Below are 15,232 nucleotides of genomic sequence, written 5' to 3'. Positions count from 1 at the left end.
CGCCCAAGGGTGGACCCATCGATCCCGATGGGTATCGCGTGACCGGCGGTTGGGGCATCCCGGAAGAACTCCGACAGGGGCGTGAACAGGTTGCGGGCCCAGTCTGGGCGAGCTGGAACGTGGTGGGGTGGGTGCGGCAGTACACGGCGGTCAGCAGCATACGATCGGCCAGCGGCAGGCACCACGGACGGCCGCCACCGGGCCGCTGGGTGTGCGACGAGTGATCCGGTTACCGGGAGGCAGGGGTCCGCGGACGCCTGCCTCCGGATGCCGGAGTGCACCCGGGACCGACGGGGGTCCTCTCCGCGGCGGGCAGCGCTCGTGGCCGCAGGCCGACCACCAGGCCGGCGATCACCACGGCGATGCCCAGCCAGACCAACGGTCCCGGCACATCCGCTCCCGAGACGGCGCCGACGACCGCGGCCGCCAGGGGGGCGATGCCGGTGAGCAGCCCGGCCCGTCCGGCCCCGACGGATCGGACCGTCGAGTACCACAGGACGAACGCGACCGCCGTCACCAGCAGCGTCAGAAAGCCGACGGCGGCCCACTGGGCCCCGGTCAGCCCCCGCACCGCCGAAGGCCCTTCCCGCGTCATGCCGAGGGCGGCCAGCAGCACTCCGCCCAACCAGGTGGCGTGCACGGACACGCCCCACGGAGTGTGCCGTCCCAGCACCGGCACCGCCAGCAGCGTGAACGCCGCCTCGCAGCTCAGGGCCAGCGCCGCCCAAGCCACCCCGACCGCGTCGGTGCGGCCCGTCCCCTCCACCAGCACCGCGCCGGCCATCACAACGGGCGCCGCCAGCAGGACCTGCCGGCTGGGCCTGCGCCGCTCCAGCAGGGGGCCGATCACCCCGAGCAGCAGGGGGACACACGCCACCGCGACGGCGATCACCGCGGGCTCCGCATGTGCGACGCCGCGTACCACGGCCACGTTGAACAGCACCAGTCCGGTGACGGCGAGCCCCACCAGCCACAGCCACTCCCGTCCGCGCGGCCACATCAGACGGGTACCGGCGAGCCGGGCCATGACCACGAGGATCGCGGTCGCGGCCACATATCGCACCGCCTGGGTGCTGAACAGCGGGGCGCCCACGAGGGTGTGCGAGACGGTGACGCTGCTGCCGACGAGTGTCATCCCGACCATGCCGGGGACGAGCCGGGCGAACGAGGGGGAGGGGGTGTTCATGCTGTCCACCCTGCCCGCACAATGGACGTCATGGGCAGGTCCACAACCCCGCCGTCCGAGGGGTCCAAAGAGCCGCAGCCGGGCATCGGCTCGGACTTCCTCCAACTGGACATCGGTCAGGCGCCGCCCGGCGGCCGTACCGCCTGGCTCGCCGACAGCCTGCGGTCCGCCATCGCCGACGGCAGGTTGCCCGTCGGCACCCGGCTGCCCGCCAGCCGCGTCCTCGCCGACGAGCTGCGCGTCACCAGAGGCGTGGTCACCGAGGCCTACCGACGGCTCGCCGAGTCGGGCCAGATCGTCGGCCGCGGCCGGCTCGGCACGGTCGTCGTGGCGGCACCCGCCGAGCCCCGGGGCCGCATCCACACCGCGAACGGTCCCGCACACCCCGGCGACCCCCACAACCACTCCGGCCCGGCACCGGCCGAGCGCACGCACGGCCTTCCCGGCCCCGCATCCGGCGCCCCCACCCGAGCCGCGTCCGAACCCGGTCACCCGCTCTTCGGATCGGCGGTCCGCGAGGGAGTCGTCGACGCTCTGCGCGCCCTCCCGTGCCGCATCGACCTCTCCCCGGGCCTGCCCGACCTCGCCGCCTTCCCCCGCACCGCCTGGCTGCGCGCCGAGCGAGCCGTCCTCGCGGGCGTCACCCCGGCCGACTTCGGTTACGGCGATCCCCAGGGCGCCCCCGCCCTGCGGCGGGCCGTCGTCGGCTGGCTGGCCCGCAACCGCGGCATCCGCGCCGACCCGGACGAGGTCGTGATCGTCGCCGGTGTGGCACAGGCCTTCGTCCTGCTCGGGCAGCTCCTGCGGGCCGACGGCATCCGCCGTGTCGCCGTCGAGGACCCCGGATCCCTGGGCGCCCGCCAGCAGTTGGAGTACGGCGGCCACACCGTCGTCCCCGTCCCTGTCGACGCGGGCGGCCTCGACGTCGGCGCGCTGCGCGCCAGCGGTGCCAAAGCGGTGCTGTCGACGCCGGCCCACCAGTTCCCCACCGGCGTCGTCCTCGACGGGGAACGCAGACGCGAGCTGCTGAACTGGGCGGCCGAGGGCGGGCTGGTGATCGAGGACGACTACGACGCCGAGCACCGCTACGACCGGCCGCCGGTGCCAGCCCTGCGCTCGCTGATGTCCGACGGCGTCTGCTACGCGGGCAGTGTCTCCAAACTGCTCGCGCCCGCGCTCCGGGTGGGCTGGCTGCTCGTCCCGCCGGACCGGCTGGACGCCGTCGTGACGGCCAAGCGCTATGCCGACCTCGGCAACGGCATCCTCACCCAGCTGGTCCTGGCACGGCTGATGGACTCCGGCGAGTTGGAACGGCATCTGCGCCATGTCCGGCTGCGCCACCGCAGACGCCGGGACGCCATGCTGCGGGCCGTCGAGACACATCTGCCCGGCGCCCGCGTGCACGGGGCCGCCGCGGGCTTGCACCTCATGGTCACCTTCGGCGGGACGGCGACCGGCATCCGCGACACCGACCTCGCCGCGGCCGCGCTCGCCCGGGGCGTCAAGGCGCACCCGCTGTCCTGGCACCGGATCTGCCCCGGAGTACCCGGTCTGGTCCTCGGTTACGCGGCGGGCGCCGCCCACGAGATCGATGAGGGCATCGCCCTCATCGGCGAGGCCCTGAACGAGGGACTCGCGGTGCCCGCGTGAAGGACCGGGTCCAACGGCCGGGCGCCGCGCCGCCGCTCGCGCGGATCACCAGGTCGACCGGGACGAGCGACTCGGGCTGGGGCGGTTTCGCCGAGTCGTCGATCCGGCTCAGCAGGAGCTGCAGCGACCGAGCGGCCCACGAGGCATCCACAGCCGCCGATGCGTACATGGAACGGCTCGACGCCGGCGCGCGGGCCGACACCTGGCTGACCCAGGGCGAGCAAAAGCACCACGTCCACCCGTCCGACGCGCTCACCTCACTCGGAGACGTCCGCCGGGCACGCGAGAACCGGGCGCTGGAACTGTCCGCGCCGACCTCCAGCGTGAGCCGCTCCCGGCTGACCGTCGACGCGGCCGCAGGCGTCCACCACGACGGTCGTACCGACGAGACCCGCTGCCACGCCGTCGCCGTCCTGGACGGCCGCCCCAACGCCTACCGCACCGGACTCGTCCACCGCCGCGCCCTGGACCTGTACCGCTCGACAGCCGCCAACATCAACGCGAAGGCGCCGTACACGAGCTAGGAGACGCCGTCGCAGCCTGAACGCGGTGAAGTCAGCCCCCTGCAACCGGAGCTCACCCTAGTAAACGCACCGCTCACCAGGAGGATTGCTGGACGGCAGGCAGCGCGAACACTCGATGCGGTTCATGCTCACCACCCGCCACGAACGGCTGTACTGCCAAACGGTCGCGGGGCGGCCGAACACCGCGCCGGACAGTACAACCCGTCCAGCGCATACCAGAGGCTCGGACTGGTGGGCTTCCACGAAGGTCGCCGACTCGACTCGGCGGCGCGGTGGAAGGTCGCCGACCCGAACATGGCTCTGTCGTTGAGGGTCGCCGACCGGAACACGGCGCCACTTTCGACGGTCACCGACCGGAACACGGCTACTGCCTCGAAGGTCGCCAACTCGAACCGCGCAACGCCCTCGAAGGCTACCGACCAGAATGCTCGGCCGGTCTTCCTCCCAACTGCCGACATGCCCGGAGGCCTGCGTCCGCTGCGTGGACCGGACGCCGCCGAGGCGGGATGACACTCGGTGAGGGGTCGTCAGCGGCGCCGGGCGCTGACGACCCCTCCCGCTGGGCTCAAGGCTGGAACCGCTTCCATGGCGAGGTCGAGGCACCGTGCCACGGAGCGCTTGCCATCGCAGGCGACCCCTGAACTTTTCAGTGCTGTTCAACAGCCGCCGTCCATCCGCTCCATCATCGAGGTGCCCGTTTCGGATGGCGAAGGCGGCGATGTCGACGAGCTCCGTCATCTGGTCCGACTCTGCGGCGGCCCAGGTGACGGCACTCTGCCGTAGGAGTGCGCGGCAGCACCGCAGGTCCGTCGACGGCCGCGACGGCGGCGCGCACCACCTCGACGTCCTCGGCCGGCCCCTCGGCGGCCGCGCTGTCTGGACTGAGGCTGGGCAGTTGGACGGCTCGGGAGGAGAGGCCGCGGGCGCTGAGCCTCTCACGCAAGGTTCGAAGAACCCCGGGTGTGCATCGCTCGTGCACGAGAACGACAGTGGGGTTCATCTGAGCTGTCCTCAAGTAGCGGAGGGTCAGTCGGTCATGGCGTCGCGGACCAGCGCGGTGTCCACGAATTGCTCGAAACGGACGATCAGGCCGCCCCGCACGACGAAATGGTGGGCGACCCGGACGTCGATGTTCTTGCCGGTGGCCTTGTTGGCCGCCGTGTAGCGGGCGAGGACGACGACGTTCTCGCCGTCGACGACGTAGGTGTCGTCGTGGGCGGTCCAGCCGTCCCACTCTTTGCCCAGCTGCTCCATCACGTTCGTGGTGACCCCGTCGGGGGTGCGGTAGGTGCCGGCCAGGGGGAAGCCTGTCATCTCGGTCCACTCCACGTCGGGGGCGAGGGTGGCGCGCAGCGCCTCCAGGTCACCGGCCGCGGACGCCAGGTACTGGCGGCGTACGACGTCGGCGGGGGCTGTGGACGTCGTGAAGTCGGTCATGGTCAGCCCCACTTCATTTCGCCCTTGGCGACCTTGGCGCCGATCTGGGCGGCGATGAGCATGCCGTTGTCCGGGTAGCGGGCGACCAGAGCCTCGGTCAGCGCGGCGGCGTCGGCTGCCTTGCCGAGCTCCTCCTCGAAGGCGAGCAGATAGTCGCGGGTGGCGGAGATCGCGGAGGCGTTGGCCGGGGCGTCGGGCAGGCGATGGCCGGGGACGACCAGGTCCGGCTGGAGGGCGGCCATCTCGTCCAGCAGGGTGACCCAGGCGGCGCGGTCGTCGGGGGTTGGGGTGTCGGCGACCCAGACGTGCTCCTGCTGGAAGAGCAGGACACCGCCGAGGAGGGCGCGGTGCTCGGCCTGCCACAGGTAGTGGCGGTCGGGCAGTCCAGCAGAGCCGCCCTTGAGTTCGAAGCGGTGTCCCTCAAGGGTGAGGTCGCCGGTCAGGGGCTCCAGGTCGACCAGGCGCGTGGGCAGGTTCGGGCCGAGGGCCTCCCATGCCTTGAGCTTGCCCGGGTAGGAGTGCTGGATGTGCTCGATGACGATCGGGGTCGCGACGAACTTCGCGTCGGGGAAGGCGTCGGCGATCACCTCGGCGCCGAAGTAGAAGTCCGGGTCGGCGTGGGAGACGAAGACGGTGGTCAGAGTCTTGTCCGAGTCGAGGATCTCCGCGGCCAGGCGATGGCCGTCGGCGCGGGTGAACGCGGCGTCGACCAACAGCGCGTCACTCTCCCCGGTGACGAGGGTGGCCGTCTTGTTCTTGCTGCCGGCCGGAAAGTCCAGATCGAAGATTGTGAAATCGAGGGTGCTCATGCTTGGTGCTCCTTGCGGGGAAGGGGATGGCACAGTCAGGAGAGAGCGGCGAGTCGCCTGTCGACCTCGTCGATCGTGGCGCGACCGTGAGCCAGGACAGTGACGCGGTCGCCGTCGACGGCGAGCAGGGTGGGGAAGCCGGTGACGCCCAACCCGGCACAGCGCCGGAAGTCGTCCGTCGCCGCGTCGTAGGCCTCGAGGGAGTCGAAGGCGGAAACGACAGCGTCGGCGTCAAGTCCGGCCTCTTCGGCGACCTCACGGTACGTGGCGGACTCGGAGAGGCTGAGGCCGTCGACGTAGAAGGCCCGCTGCAGGGCACCGGCCAGCTCGGCCGCCCGGTCGGGGGCCACCCGGCGCAGTGCGGCGACGCCGCGCGCCGCGTCTTCGGAATCCATCACGAACGAGCCGTCGGCGATCAGCCGGTTGTACCCCTCACCGAACTCGGCGCCGGTCAGTTCGGCGATCTGGGCATTCGCGCCCTGGACGTAGCCGAACTCGCGGATCGGGACCCGGCGCGAGCCGGTGAACAAACCGCCGGAGATGACCTCCACCGGCATGTCCGGGTGGCGGGAGGCGAGCTCGCGCAGGGTGGGGGAGAACCCGTGCGACCAGCCGCAGTAGGCGTCGAAGGCATAGACGAGCTGCATCGAGAACCTCGGCATCGGGGTGGGGTGCTCGCGGGGTGCGAGCGGTTCACCGAGGACAACAGTATCTGACTAGTCAGGTATTCCGGTGTTCGGTTGTCAGGCGATTCACTTTGCCCCACGTGTCGGCGCAGCTCATGAATCCAGTACGAACGCAGAGTCAAGGAGTGACGAACCTTGCGATCATTCGGACGCATCTCGCCTTGGGGCGCGCTGTCCGCGCGGGGCAGATCGCCGGGAGCAGGCCCGCAGCCAGGCTGGCGTGCGCCATGACGCGGGGGCTCAGGTCGATGAAGTGCTGCGCGGCTTGGAGGTCGTCGCCGATGCAGCCACGCATGAGGGGGAGGGGCCTCCGGGACGGCCCGCAGTCCTCAGGGAAGCCTGGGCAGTGTGTCCCGTGCCGCGTGGCTCAGGATGCGAAGGTCTTCGGCGAACCGGTCCCGGTCCTCCACCGGAAGGGGCGCCAGGAAGTACCGCCTGATGTTCTCGACATGGATCCGGGACGCGGAGACCGTGGTCTCCTCGCCGAGCGGCGTCAGGCGCACCAGCCGCCCGCGCCGGTCACCGGGATCCTCGACGCGCTCGACCAGGCCGGCCGCCTCCATACGGTCCACCAGACGCGTGGCGCCACCTGTCGTCAGGACCTGCTCCTGGGCGACGGCCCGCATCGACAGCCCCGGCGCCCCCGCCCTGCCCAGGATGAGCAGCACCTCGAACATCAGGTGGCTGATGCCGCAGTCCACCTCCAGAGCCCGCCCCAGGATGTACTCCAGCCGGTTCGCGGCCCCCTGCAAGCGCCCGAACGCCAGGATCAACGCGTCGTTCGCCGCGTCGCTCGATGTCGAGATCTCCGCATGCTCGTTCACGGTCCTGACGCCCCTTCCCACTCCTGCTTCCGCCCACCGATCATGCCGCACCGGCTGAGCGCCGGGTCTGCCGACTTGGCTACCGGCCCTGGGCGAGCCGGAAGGCGCCGGGCGTCGCACCGGTGTGGCGGGTGAAGAACGCAGCCGTCACGGCGGCCTCGCTTCTCGTCCTCGGTCGCGCTGCCCAGGCCCTCGCCGCCCCGGCGGCGACCTGCCTCACACGCCCCTCCCGCACCACCGAGGTCATCTGCCCACCAGTGACACGATCCCCGGCGACAAGACCTATCCCGACGGCATCGCCCGCCAGAGCGGCACGCCTTTCTTCTTGGTAGCCCGTCGGCGCCGTCGGTTCGTCGCTTCGGAATCCGTGGTTCGATTCGCCAAAGACGATCCGGCGCCAGACGGCGGAGGTGCTCGGGACGATCTCGACGCAGGGCTGGCAGGAGGTCTGGGCGAAGGAGAAAACTCACGTGGACCGTTCCGGTGTGCTGCGCCTACGGGTGCCAACGCACGTGAGGCAGGACCGCGATCCCGTCGAGCGTGCCCAGCAGCGAAGTAGGCGGGCGCGCCGACGCCCTCCCGAGCGGACCGATCGTTACGGTCCACGCCGGTGTGGATGCGGACCGTGGCGCGGCCGGCCAGGCGGTAGTCGTCGAAGGTGAGGTCTTTCCGGACTCGTGCTCGAGGGTCCAGCCGTCGAGGTTGATCGCGTGACGGGTGGTGTTGGCAAGCTCCACCCACTCCTTGTTCAGCGAGCGGCTGGAGCGGTCGTCGCGTCCCAGGCAGTCGGCCTGGACGGCGGAGATCTCCATCCGCTCGCAGGCCGGACGGTGGTCGACCGCGGAAGCCGGCAGTACCGCCATCGAGACCAGAGCGCCGGCCGCGAGCGCAGCGGCGGCCACATGGCGGACGGTGACAGAAGCAGAAGCGGACAAGAAGTCCCCCAGATGGTGCGGGGACCCTCCCTCGCCGGCCTTCAGGGCCGTCGGGGAAGTCGGTGCGGTGTGCGGGTTGACGGCACGCAGCCCGGCCCTCTTGCGGGAGTTGGCCAACGCGACGGGCGCTTCCCACCCGGCGCCGCAGTGGCCTCGGGGCCGTCACCCCGAAAGCGAGTAACAGCCTCGCGCCCACCATGCGTGCTGATCTTCGGATGCCATGTAGCTATGCCGTGCTCTGGGCAGGGGCTACGACGAAGAAGAGCACGGGGCTGCCTGCCGAGCCGTGAGGAAGGATCTCAGTGATGCGGGCCAGATCAGCGGCGGAGAGCCGGACGTCGGCGGCGTCGGCGTTCCTTGATGCGCTTGGTGCTTGCGGCTGCCGGAAGGGTGCGACGTCCTCGCCCTGGGCGAGCAGCCAGGCCAGCGGGCGTCGTGGCTGCGTGAACGGATGGTGCCGGGTTCAGGTTCGGGTGCTGTAGCGGCTGAGCATGAGGGCGACGGCTCCGTCGACGATCGCGGCGTCGGTGTGTTGGGCGGGATGAAGTCGGTCCGTACGAGTTGGGGCCACAGGAATTGGCTGCAGATCATGCCGATGAACTGTTCGGCGACGTCGGCTGCCGACTGCGGTCGTCCGTCGGCCGTACGGAAGTCGAGTGTGCCGGCCTGCGCTTCGGCGTCCAGACAGTCGCGGAGCCGGTCGAGGATGGGTCCGCGGTCGATGGCGAAGCCGGTGCCGACGATGTCGGCGAGTTCCGGTATCTGGGGCAGTCCGGGAGTCGGGCGATGGTGATCTTCCCGACCGGTGCGGCCTCGCATAGATCTCGCGGCGCTCATCGCGCTCTGGGGCGGTCACCTCTGGGCAACTGCTCGGCGGCCAGGTCGTAGGAATCCTCGATCACGTCGGCGATCAGCCGCTCGGTGATGCCGGGTCCCGGCCCCAGTGAGATCCAGTGGCGCTTGTCGAGATAGCGGCCCGGCGTGATCGAGGCATGGCCGCGCTCCAGTGCCCGCGCGTGCTCGGGCTCGCACTTGACCGTGATGATCTGGTCGTCCGAGTCGTCCGTGACGATCAGGAACACCTTGCCCGCGACCTTGTACACGTCGAGCGTCGGGGTGAACGGGTAGCCGTGGCTGACGCCCGGGAGGGCCAGGGCCGCCCGACGGGCGGTGTTCTGAAGCCGGTCACCGGCCGCGCTCACCGGGCCACCCGCGCGCCGGTGCCGTAGGTGTGCGGGTCGACGGGCCGCTCGGCCTTGGGCAGCTGGGCGACGACGAGCCGGTAGGAGTCGGTGACGAGCTCCCGGACGAGTTCCTTGTCGACGCCGTCTCCGCTCTCCACGGTGATCCAGTGCTTCTTGTTCATGTGATAGCCGGGGGTGATGTGGCTGTACTGCTCCCGCAGGGCGTGGGCCTCGCCGGGGTCAGCCTTGAGGATCACGACGGGCCGCTCCGGGACTTCCGTCATCAGCATGAACACCTTGCCGCGCACCTTGTAGACCTCCCAGTCGGGGCCGAAGGGGTGCTCCAGGTGGGCTCCGGGGAGTTCCTCCGCGCAGTCGGCGGCGGTCTTGTGCAGGGCCGATCCGTTCATGGGGCGTTTCCTTCCTCAGGTGGTGGTCACGGACTGTGGCATCGAAAGACATGGAGGGCGCGCCGCGCGGCCGCGGTGGCTCGTCCCATCCTTCCGCCGCAGCCGCCCAGAAGGGCGGTAAGCTGCGGACACGTGATGGTCGACATGCGACACCCCGATCCGAGGGGAAGCGCGGCCGGTCCGGCTGCGGTTCCGCTGTTCGGTTTCCTGCCCCCGGTCGGTACCCCGTACGGCCTCGAGGTGAGTACCGTCGAGGACTTCTTCGCCCACCACGACGACTGGCCGTGGAACCCGCCCCGTCCGGGCCGCGCCACCTTCCACTACCTCATCGCCGTCACCGAGGGTGAGCTGCGGCACGACGTCGACCACGTCACGCGGACCGTCACCCCCGGCCAGTGGCTGTGGGTGCGTCCCGGACACGCACAGTGCTGGCATCCGCCCGGCGCGGCCCGCGGCCCGTTCATCCTGTTCGAACCGGAAGTGCTGCGGTCCGACCTCGCCCGTCTCCTGGCCCCGCTCACCGCGCACGGGGCACCTGCCGTGCTCAGCCCGCACCCCGACGACGCCGCCTGGCTGCAGCAGACGGCACTCCAACTCCTGGACGAACACCGCGCACTGGGGCGCCGCCCGCTCGACATCCACCACGCGCTGCGGCGCAGCCTGCTTGAATCACTGCTGCTGCGCCTGGCCAACTCCCCGGGCATCGCCCTCACCGGGACGGCCGCGGCCGGCGCGGGCCGCGCCGACAGATACCGACGCTTCCTGGACGCCTTGGAGCTGCACTTTCGCGAGCTGCACCAGGCCGCGGAATACGCCGACTTGCTCGGCTGCTCGGTTCGCACCCTCAGCCGTGCCGCCCAGGATGCCGCCGGCAAGGGAGTACGTGAACTCATCGACGAGCGGCGCCTCCTGGAGGCGCGGCGCCTGCTGGGAGCTGCCCGGTGGGACGCCCGGGCCGTGGCCGTCCACCTCGGCTTCAGTGATCCCGCGAACTTCGGCCGCTTCTTCCGCGACCGCACCGGCCTCACCCCGGCCGCCTTCGCGGCCCGCGCAGCCAGGACCGACGCGTGACGGAAACGCGGCGCACGCCTCTTGCCCGTCAGGAGGAGATGGCTCCCGGCGCGGTCAGTCTGTGGTGAAGCTGGACAGTACCGCGGCCAGGGGGCGGCTGCCTGCCGAGCCGTGGGGAAGGATCTCGGTGATGCGGGCCAGATCGGCGGCCGAGAGCTGGGAGTCGGCGGCGCCGGCGTTCTCCTCAAGCCGCTTGGTGCTGCGGGTGCCGGGAATGGGCCCGGTGTCCTCGCCCTGGGCGAGCAGCCAGGCCAGCGCGAGCTGGGCGGTGGTGATGCCCTTGGTGTCGGCCAGGTTCTTGAGCTGTTCGGTGGCTTGCACGTTGTATGTGTAGTTCTCGCCCTGCCAACGCTGCGCATGTCCTCCGCGGGGTACTCGCCGGCGGGCTTGACCCGGCCGGTGAGGAAACCGCGGCCGAGCGGGGAGTAGGGCACCAGGCCGATGCCGAGTGCCGCAGGACGGGAAGGACTTCTCCTCGACCTCCCGCTCGAAGAGCGAGTACTCGTACTGGAGCACGGAGACCGGGGTGACGGCGTGGGCGCGGCGGATGTACTGGGGGCCGACGTTGCTCAGGCCGACGTACTTCACCTTGCCTTCGGCGATCAGTTCGCCGACCACGCCGGCGACCTCCCCGACCGGAACGTCGGGGTCGCGGTCTCACTGCGGCCCGCGCTCGCCGGACCCTCCGGAACCGTGAACGCCAGGGCGTCCCGATCCTCGCCGACCGCGCCTACATCGGTGCCGGCCCATGGGGGACAACACCGCTCAGACGCCCGCCGGGCCGCGACCTCACCCCGACTCAGCGAACCATCAGCGGAGCGCGGGCAATGGCACGGGCCCGGTCGAAGGCGGCGTCGCACGACTGAAGTCCTGGTGGATCTTCCGCAAGTCCCCGTGCAGTCCCAATCGAATGTCGTCAATCTCCGCGGCCGTGCCCGCTCTGGAGCGGCAACGCTGAAAGAACTCCGTGAGCTCGCGAAGGAGCTGCGGATGCTGTTCGGCACGTTGAGACCGGCCGGTGCGACCGGCGCGGGCCGGTCAGCCGATGGGCAGTATTGTGATGGCGGTCAGGTGTCATTCGTTCCAGAACTCCGAGGAGGAGCGGGAGTTCGTGTTCGCCGCCGTTGTTGACTTCGACGAGCAGGAGAGCGGGCTCGTCGTCCAGGACCTCGATACGGGTGTGCGGAACGCCGGTGCCGCAGCCTCACCATGCGCGGCGTCTTCGCCCGTCCGAGAACACCACCAGCCCCTGGCGCCTCCTTCTTCCTGCTGCCTGGGCGGACTTCGTCCTGTACGCCGCTTCACACTGGCCTCGGCATGATCGGGACAGTGTTCCGGAGCGACGATGCGCCCAAGGAGCATCGGTTCGAGTACTGGCGCGAGTTGATGCACCAGGCGATCGCCCCCAGCCACATGAGCAGCCAGTTCGCCGACGACTTCTGGGCGCGACAAAGGCTGCTGGAGCTCGGGCCGGTGCTGGCCTGGCCGACGTCGTACCTGCCGACGGGGTTCCGCCGTACCGAGAAGCTGGTGCGGCAGTCCGATCCGGAGATGTACCACCTGTCGCTGGTGCTCGGCGGCGCCCTGGGCTTCGAGCATGTGGGGCGAGCCGAGGCATACGGCCCGAGCGACCTGTGGGTGAGTGACACCTCGCGGCCGTACGAAGTGCACGTGCCGGCCGGGCTGGGCCGTCAGGCGCTCACCGGGGTGGGCGTGGACTTTCCCAAGGCTCTGTTGCCGTTGCCGCCCGCCCGTGTCCGGCATCTGCTGGGGCGGCGACTGTCCGGGCGCGAGGGGGTGGGCGCCCTGCTGACGGGGTTCCTCACCGGGCTGGAGCAGCAGGCCGACGCCCTCCAGCCGTCCGACGCACCTCGCCTCGGTACCGTCCTGATCGACCTGCTGTCAGCCTGGTTCGCCCAGGTGCTGGAGGCGGAGGATGCGCTGGCGCCGGAAACCCGGCGCCGGGCCCTGACGACGCGCATCCAGGCGTTCATCCGCCGGAACCTGCACGATCCGAAGCTGGCCCCGTCCGTAATCGCGGCCGCGCACCACATCTCACTGAGCTACCTGCACCGGATCTTCAAGGAGGAGAACCCCGGCGAGACGGTCGCGGCATGGATCCGGGCCCAGCGTCTCGAAGGTGCCCGCCGCGACCTGGCGGATCCCAACCTCATCTGCACACCCGTCCACACCATCGCCACTCGCTGGGGCATGGTCCGCGCCTCCGACTTCACGCGCGCCTTCCGCAGCGCATACGGGGTGCCGCCCACGGAATACCGCGGCCAGGTACACGCTGAGCTCGCACGGCGGCTGGGGGAGTCGGAGTGACGACGCTGCGCGCCTGGCCCGCCTCCTAAGAAAGGGCGACCGGTCCGGCTGCCGCTATGTCTCTCGTCGAGCGGTGCGTTGGGTGCTCGGCTCGTTGAGGGTTTCGTCGTGGGGCATGGCGAACAGGACGCCGATGCGGTGGCGGGCGAGGCGGAGGAGAGCCTGGGTGTGTGTCTTTCGCCGCGGGCTCGGCAGCGGTCGTGACAACTGCGGGAGGCGGGGCCGTGGAGGGCTGCGATCACGGAGAGAAGCATCGCCCGTTTGAGCTGCTGGTTGCCGTTTCTGGGGCTGTTCGCCGCGGATCGGAGGTTTCCGACTGCCTGGCGCCGGGGGGCGAGGCCGGCGTAGGAGGCGAGGTGGGCGGCGCTCGGGAACGAGTTGGCGTTGCCGACGGCGGTCAGGAGGACTGCGGCGGTCCTGACCTCGTGCCGGGCATGAGGTCAGGGCCTGGGCGACAGGCGGCAGCCCTTCACGGCCACGGCATCCACACCATCGGCCTGCTCGCCGAACCCGCCGATTCCGGCCGCAAAGCACGATGATCCACGCCACTCCCAGTCCTGTCCCGTTGTCCGCGATGGTCGCGCTGTCCGTGAGACAACGCGGGGTCCCGCCGCCCACGGCGACGGGACCCCTTTTCGCGCCGGCCAGTCAGCCGGTGTGGCAGGCAGTGTCCTCAGGGATGCAGGTGTGGACGTCCTCTTCGGGTACGTGGATCAGGTCGTCTCGGACCCAACCGGTCTTGCCCTTGGCGTTGCCGGTGGTCATCTTGACCTTGTACCAGGTGTAGCCGCCGGCGTAGGTGGAGCTCTTCTCGGTGCACTTGTTGTTCTTGTAGGCCACGCCAAGGCTGGTGGATCCGGTCGACGCCTTGGAACGGATGTTCGCCGAACTCGCCGTGATGTAGCAGCCCGAGGCCGCCTCTGCCGGAGCGGCAGCGAGAAGCAACCCCGGAACAGCGAGGGAGGCGGTCAGGGAGAGAGCCGTCATGGCTCGACGTACACGCATGGTTTCCCCGTTTGCTTTGAGCATCGTGTGACGCTGTGCGAATCGACCTACAGAGTCAAGATCACGCAGACGAAATCCGTCAACTGCCATTACAAAACTGCGACACAGGGAAGTCCGGCGCCCGAACGTCCCGCGCCGGAGGTTGCACCCGCGACCCGGTACGCCTTGAAGACGGTGACAGCGGTCCGGGCGCATCTGGGCAGACGGACAGCGGTAGGACGCCAAGAGGGCGCTGAAGACCGCCGCGCCGTAGACGACGAAGCGCTTCGCCGACCGCTCCCAGCCGCGGTCGAGCGAGCGCAGCGTCATATCTATGGTGAGGGGTGAACACCACACCGGCGATGATGTCCGCGCCGTAGTGGTAGACGAAGCCCTGGGTTGCTCCCAGCGTGGCGATCAGCCAGAACGCGCCTGCGAACCGCAACACCCATGGGCCCTTGAGGGTATGGATGAAGATCGCGGTGGCCCATGCCGTGTGCAGAGGGGGCATGCAGTTGCGCGGGGTGACCGCGTCGAAAGGCATCGGCTGTGGAGTGCCGACCGGCGGCGGCGTGTGCGGCCACAAAGTGGCCACGGCCCAGTGTCCCCCCGTCGGCGCCGTAGGCGAAGACGGGTCCGACCACTGGGAAGAGCATGTAGATGCCGGGCCCCAGCAGTCCGATGACCAGGAAGGTGCGGACCAGATAATGGCCCGGGAAGCGGCGCTCCACCGCCACATGGCGCAGTTGGTACAGCGCAACCGCGGCAGCCGCCACCGGGAGCTGGATGTAGACCCATTCGAGAATGTGGGCGCCGACCGTGCCGGTGGCCGCGACGACCCGGCCCGCCAGCCACGACGGGTTACCAAGGCGTGATCGGTGGTGGCCACGTACTGATCCAATACCGTCGAGCGGGTCTTCGAGGTGATCAGCAGCCAGGCGAACCCGCTCTTGCGGCCGGCCACCAGTAGCAGGGCAGTCCAGTCCCACGCCTTTCAGCAGCAGGACATGGTCCCGGCCGGTTCGGCGCGTGACGGCGATGACACCGCAGGCCAAGGTCACCCACAATGCGCCGTTGCCGAACATCATCTCGGCGCCGACAGCCCGTCGCACGAGCCAGAAGACGACGTGGGCGGTCCGCATCTGGGCCGCGGTGACCGGGTCGATCTCGCCGGCCAGGGTGATCAGTGCTCGTGTGCCCCCGG

At 70.3% G+C, this 15,232-nt stretch carries 13 protein-coding genes and 5 pseudogenes; 5 read left to right on the top strand and 13 right to left on the bottom strand.

The genetic code is table 11. From position 1 onward, the window contains the following. Window positions 1-79: 79 nt before the first annotated feature. Together ACGFSH_RS26440 and ACGFSH_RS26435 are read right to left on the bottom strand one after the other, a co-directional pair. Window positions 80-202 (bottom strand): annotated as a pseudogene (locus tag ACGFSH_RS26440) (IS5/IS1182 family transposase); the annotation flags it as partial. Between the two features lie 27 nt (window positions 203-229). Beyond that, window positions 230-1,186, bottom strand: a complete 957-nt coding sequence (locus tag ACGFSH_RS26435; RefSeq protein WP_393352911.1) for a DMT family transporter — start codon at window positions 1,184-1,186, stop codon at window positions 230-232. Between the two features lie 21 nt (window positions 1,187-1,207). On the opposite strand from ACGFSH_RS26435, the gene ACGFSH_RS26430 reads away from it, so the two are divergent. Both ACGFSH_RS26430 and ACGFSH_RS26425 read left to right on the top strand, forming a co-directional pair. Continuing rightward, window positions 1,208-2,836 (top strand): PLP-dependent aminotransferase family protein, encoded by a 1,629-nt coding sequence (locus ACGFSH_RS26430; RefSeq protein ID WP_393352908.1) that lies wholly within the window; start codon window positions 1,208-1,210, stop codon window positions 2,834-2,836. Then, entirely contained in the window at window positions 2,833-3,360 is a 528-nt protein-coding gene (locus tag ACGFSH_RS26425) for a hypothetical protein (protein ID WP_393352905.1), read from the top strand. Before ACGFSH_RS26430 ends, ACGFSH_RS26425 begins: the two co-directional genes overlap by 4 nt. 1,026 nt (window positions 3,361-4,386) lie before the next feature. Here ACGFSH_RS26425 and ACGFSH_RS26420 read toward each other — a convergent pair. The 7 genes and pseudogenes from ACGFSH_RS26420 to ACGFSH_RS26390 form a co-directional block, all read right to left on the bottom strand. Then, window positions 4,387-4,797: a nuclear transport factor 2 family protein gene (locus tag ACGFSH_RS26420; protein WP_393352902.1), complete on the bottom strand. Its 411-nt coding sequence runs from the start codon at window positions 4,795-4,797 to the stop codon at window positions 4,387-4,389. A gap of 2 nt (window positions 4,798-4,799) precedes the next feature. Further along, the gene (locus ACGFSH_RS26415) at window positions 4,800-5,606 is read right to left on the bottom strand and encodes an MBL fold metallo-hydrolase (RefSeq protein WP_393352899.1); all 807 of its coding nucleotides are present in this window, start codon (window positions 5,604-5,606) and stop codon (window positions 4,800-4,802) included. A gap of 35 nt (window positions 5,607-5,641) precedes the next feature. Beyond that, the gene (locus ACGFSH_RS26410; protein ID WP_393352897.1) at window positions 5,642-6,253 is read right to left on the bottom strand and encodes a DsbA family protein; all 612 of its coding nucleotides are present in this window, start codon (window positions 6,251-6,253) and stop codon (window positions 5,642-5,644) included. 368 nt (window positions 6,254-6,621) lie between these two features. After that, entirely contained in the window at window positions 6,622-7,116 is a 495-nt protein-coding gene (locus tag ACGFSH_RS26405; protein WP_393352894.1) for a MarR family winged helix-turn-helix transcriptional regulator, read from the bottom strand. A gap of 585 nt (window positions 7,117-7,701) precedes the next feature. Beyond that, window positions 7,702-8,051, bottom strand: a pseudogene (locus ACGFSH_RS26400) (lamin tail domain-containing protein); the annotation flags it as partial. An 833-nt stretch (window positions 8,052-8,884) separates the two neighbouring features. Next, complete coding sequence (locus ACGFSH_RS26395; RefSeq protein WP_393352891.1) at window positions 8,885-9,253, bottom strand: MmcQ/YjbR family DNA-binding protein; 369 nt, start codon at window positions 9,251-9,253, stop codon at window positions 8,885-8,887. Beyond that, the gene (locus ACGFSH_RS26390; protein WP_393352889.1) at window positions 9,250-9,645 is read right to left on the bottom strand and encodes an MmcQ/YjbR family DNA-binding protein; all 396 of its coding nucleotides are present in this window, start codon (window positions 9,643-9,645) and stop codon (window positions 9,250-9,252) included. Before ACGFSH_RS26390 ends, ACGFSH_RS26395 begins: the two co-directional genes overlap by 4 nt. Window positions 9,646-9,885: 240 nt before the next feature. Here ACGFSH_RS26390 and ACGFSH_RS26385 point away from each other — a divergent pair, with 240 nt between their 5' ends. Next, window positions 9,886-10,716: a helix-turn-helix domain-containing protein gene (locus ACGFSH_RS26385; RefSeq protein WP_393352887.1), complete on the top strand. Its 831-nt coding sequence runs from the start codon at window positions 9,886-9,888 to the stop codon at window positions 10,714-10,716. A gap of 54 nt (window positions 10,717-10,770) precedes the next feature. Here ACGFSH_RS26385 and ACGFSH_RS26380 read toward each other — a convergent pair whose 3' ends face one another. Then, on the bottom strand, window positions 10,771-11,334 hold the full coding sequence (locus ACGFSH_RS26380) for an aldo/keto reductase (protein ID WP_393352884.1): 564 nt from the start codon (window positions 11,332-11,334) through the stop codon (window positions 10,771-10,773). A gap of 26 nt (window positions 11,335-11,360) precedes the next feature. Between ACGFSH_RS26380 and ACGFSH_RS26375 the strand changes: the two are divergent. Both ACGFSH_RS26375 and ACGFSH_RS26370 read left to right on the top strand, forming a co-directional pair. Then, a pseudogene (locus tag ACGFSH_RS26375) lies at window positions 11,361-11,674 on the top strand (transposase family protein); the annotation flags it as partial. Between the two features lie 359 nt (window positions 11,675-12,033). Continuing rightward, window positions 12,034-13,044 carry an AraC family transcriptional regulator gene (locus ACGFSH_RS26370; RefSeq protein WP_393352881.1) on the top strand — a complete coding sequence of 337 codons (1,011 nt, stop codon included), beginning with the start codon at window positions 12,034-12,036 and terminating at the stop codon, window positions 13,042-13,044. A 54-nt stretch (window positions 13,045-13,098) separates the two neighbouring features. Here the strand turns inward: ACGFSH_RS26370 and ACGFSH_RS26365 are convergent. The 3 genes and pseudogenes from ACGFSH_RS26365 to ACGFSH_RS26355 form a co-directional block, all read right to left on the bottom strand. Continuing rightward, window positions 13,099-13,503, bottom strand: a pseudogene (locus ACGFSH_RS26365) (transposase); the annotation flags it as partial. Window positions 13,504-13,692: 189 nt separating this feature from the next. Continuing rightward, window positions 13,693-14,049, bottom strand: coding sequence for an SH3 domain-containing protein (locus ACGFSH_RS26360; RefSeq protein ID WP_333738836.1), 357 nt, complete (start codon window positions 14,047-14,049; stop codon window positions 13,693-13,695). A 192-nt stretch (window positions 14,050-14,241) separates the two neighbouring features. Next, window positions 14,242-15,170 (bottom strand): annotated as a pseudogene (locus tag ACGFSH_RS26355) (DUF5933 domain-containing protein); the annotation flags it as partial. Between the last annotated feature and the right edge of the window lie 62 nt (window positions 15,171-15,232).

Origin of the sequence: Streptomyces sp. NPDC048481, from assembly GCF_043200075.1 — a bacterium.
In the GTDB taxonomy this organism is placed as follows: Bacteria; Actinomycetota; Actinomycetes; order Streptomycetales; family Streptomycetaceae; genus Streptomyces.
The sequence above is the reverse complement of the archived record's forward strand: the minus strand, read 5'-3'. Positions and strand labels throughout refer to the sequence as shown.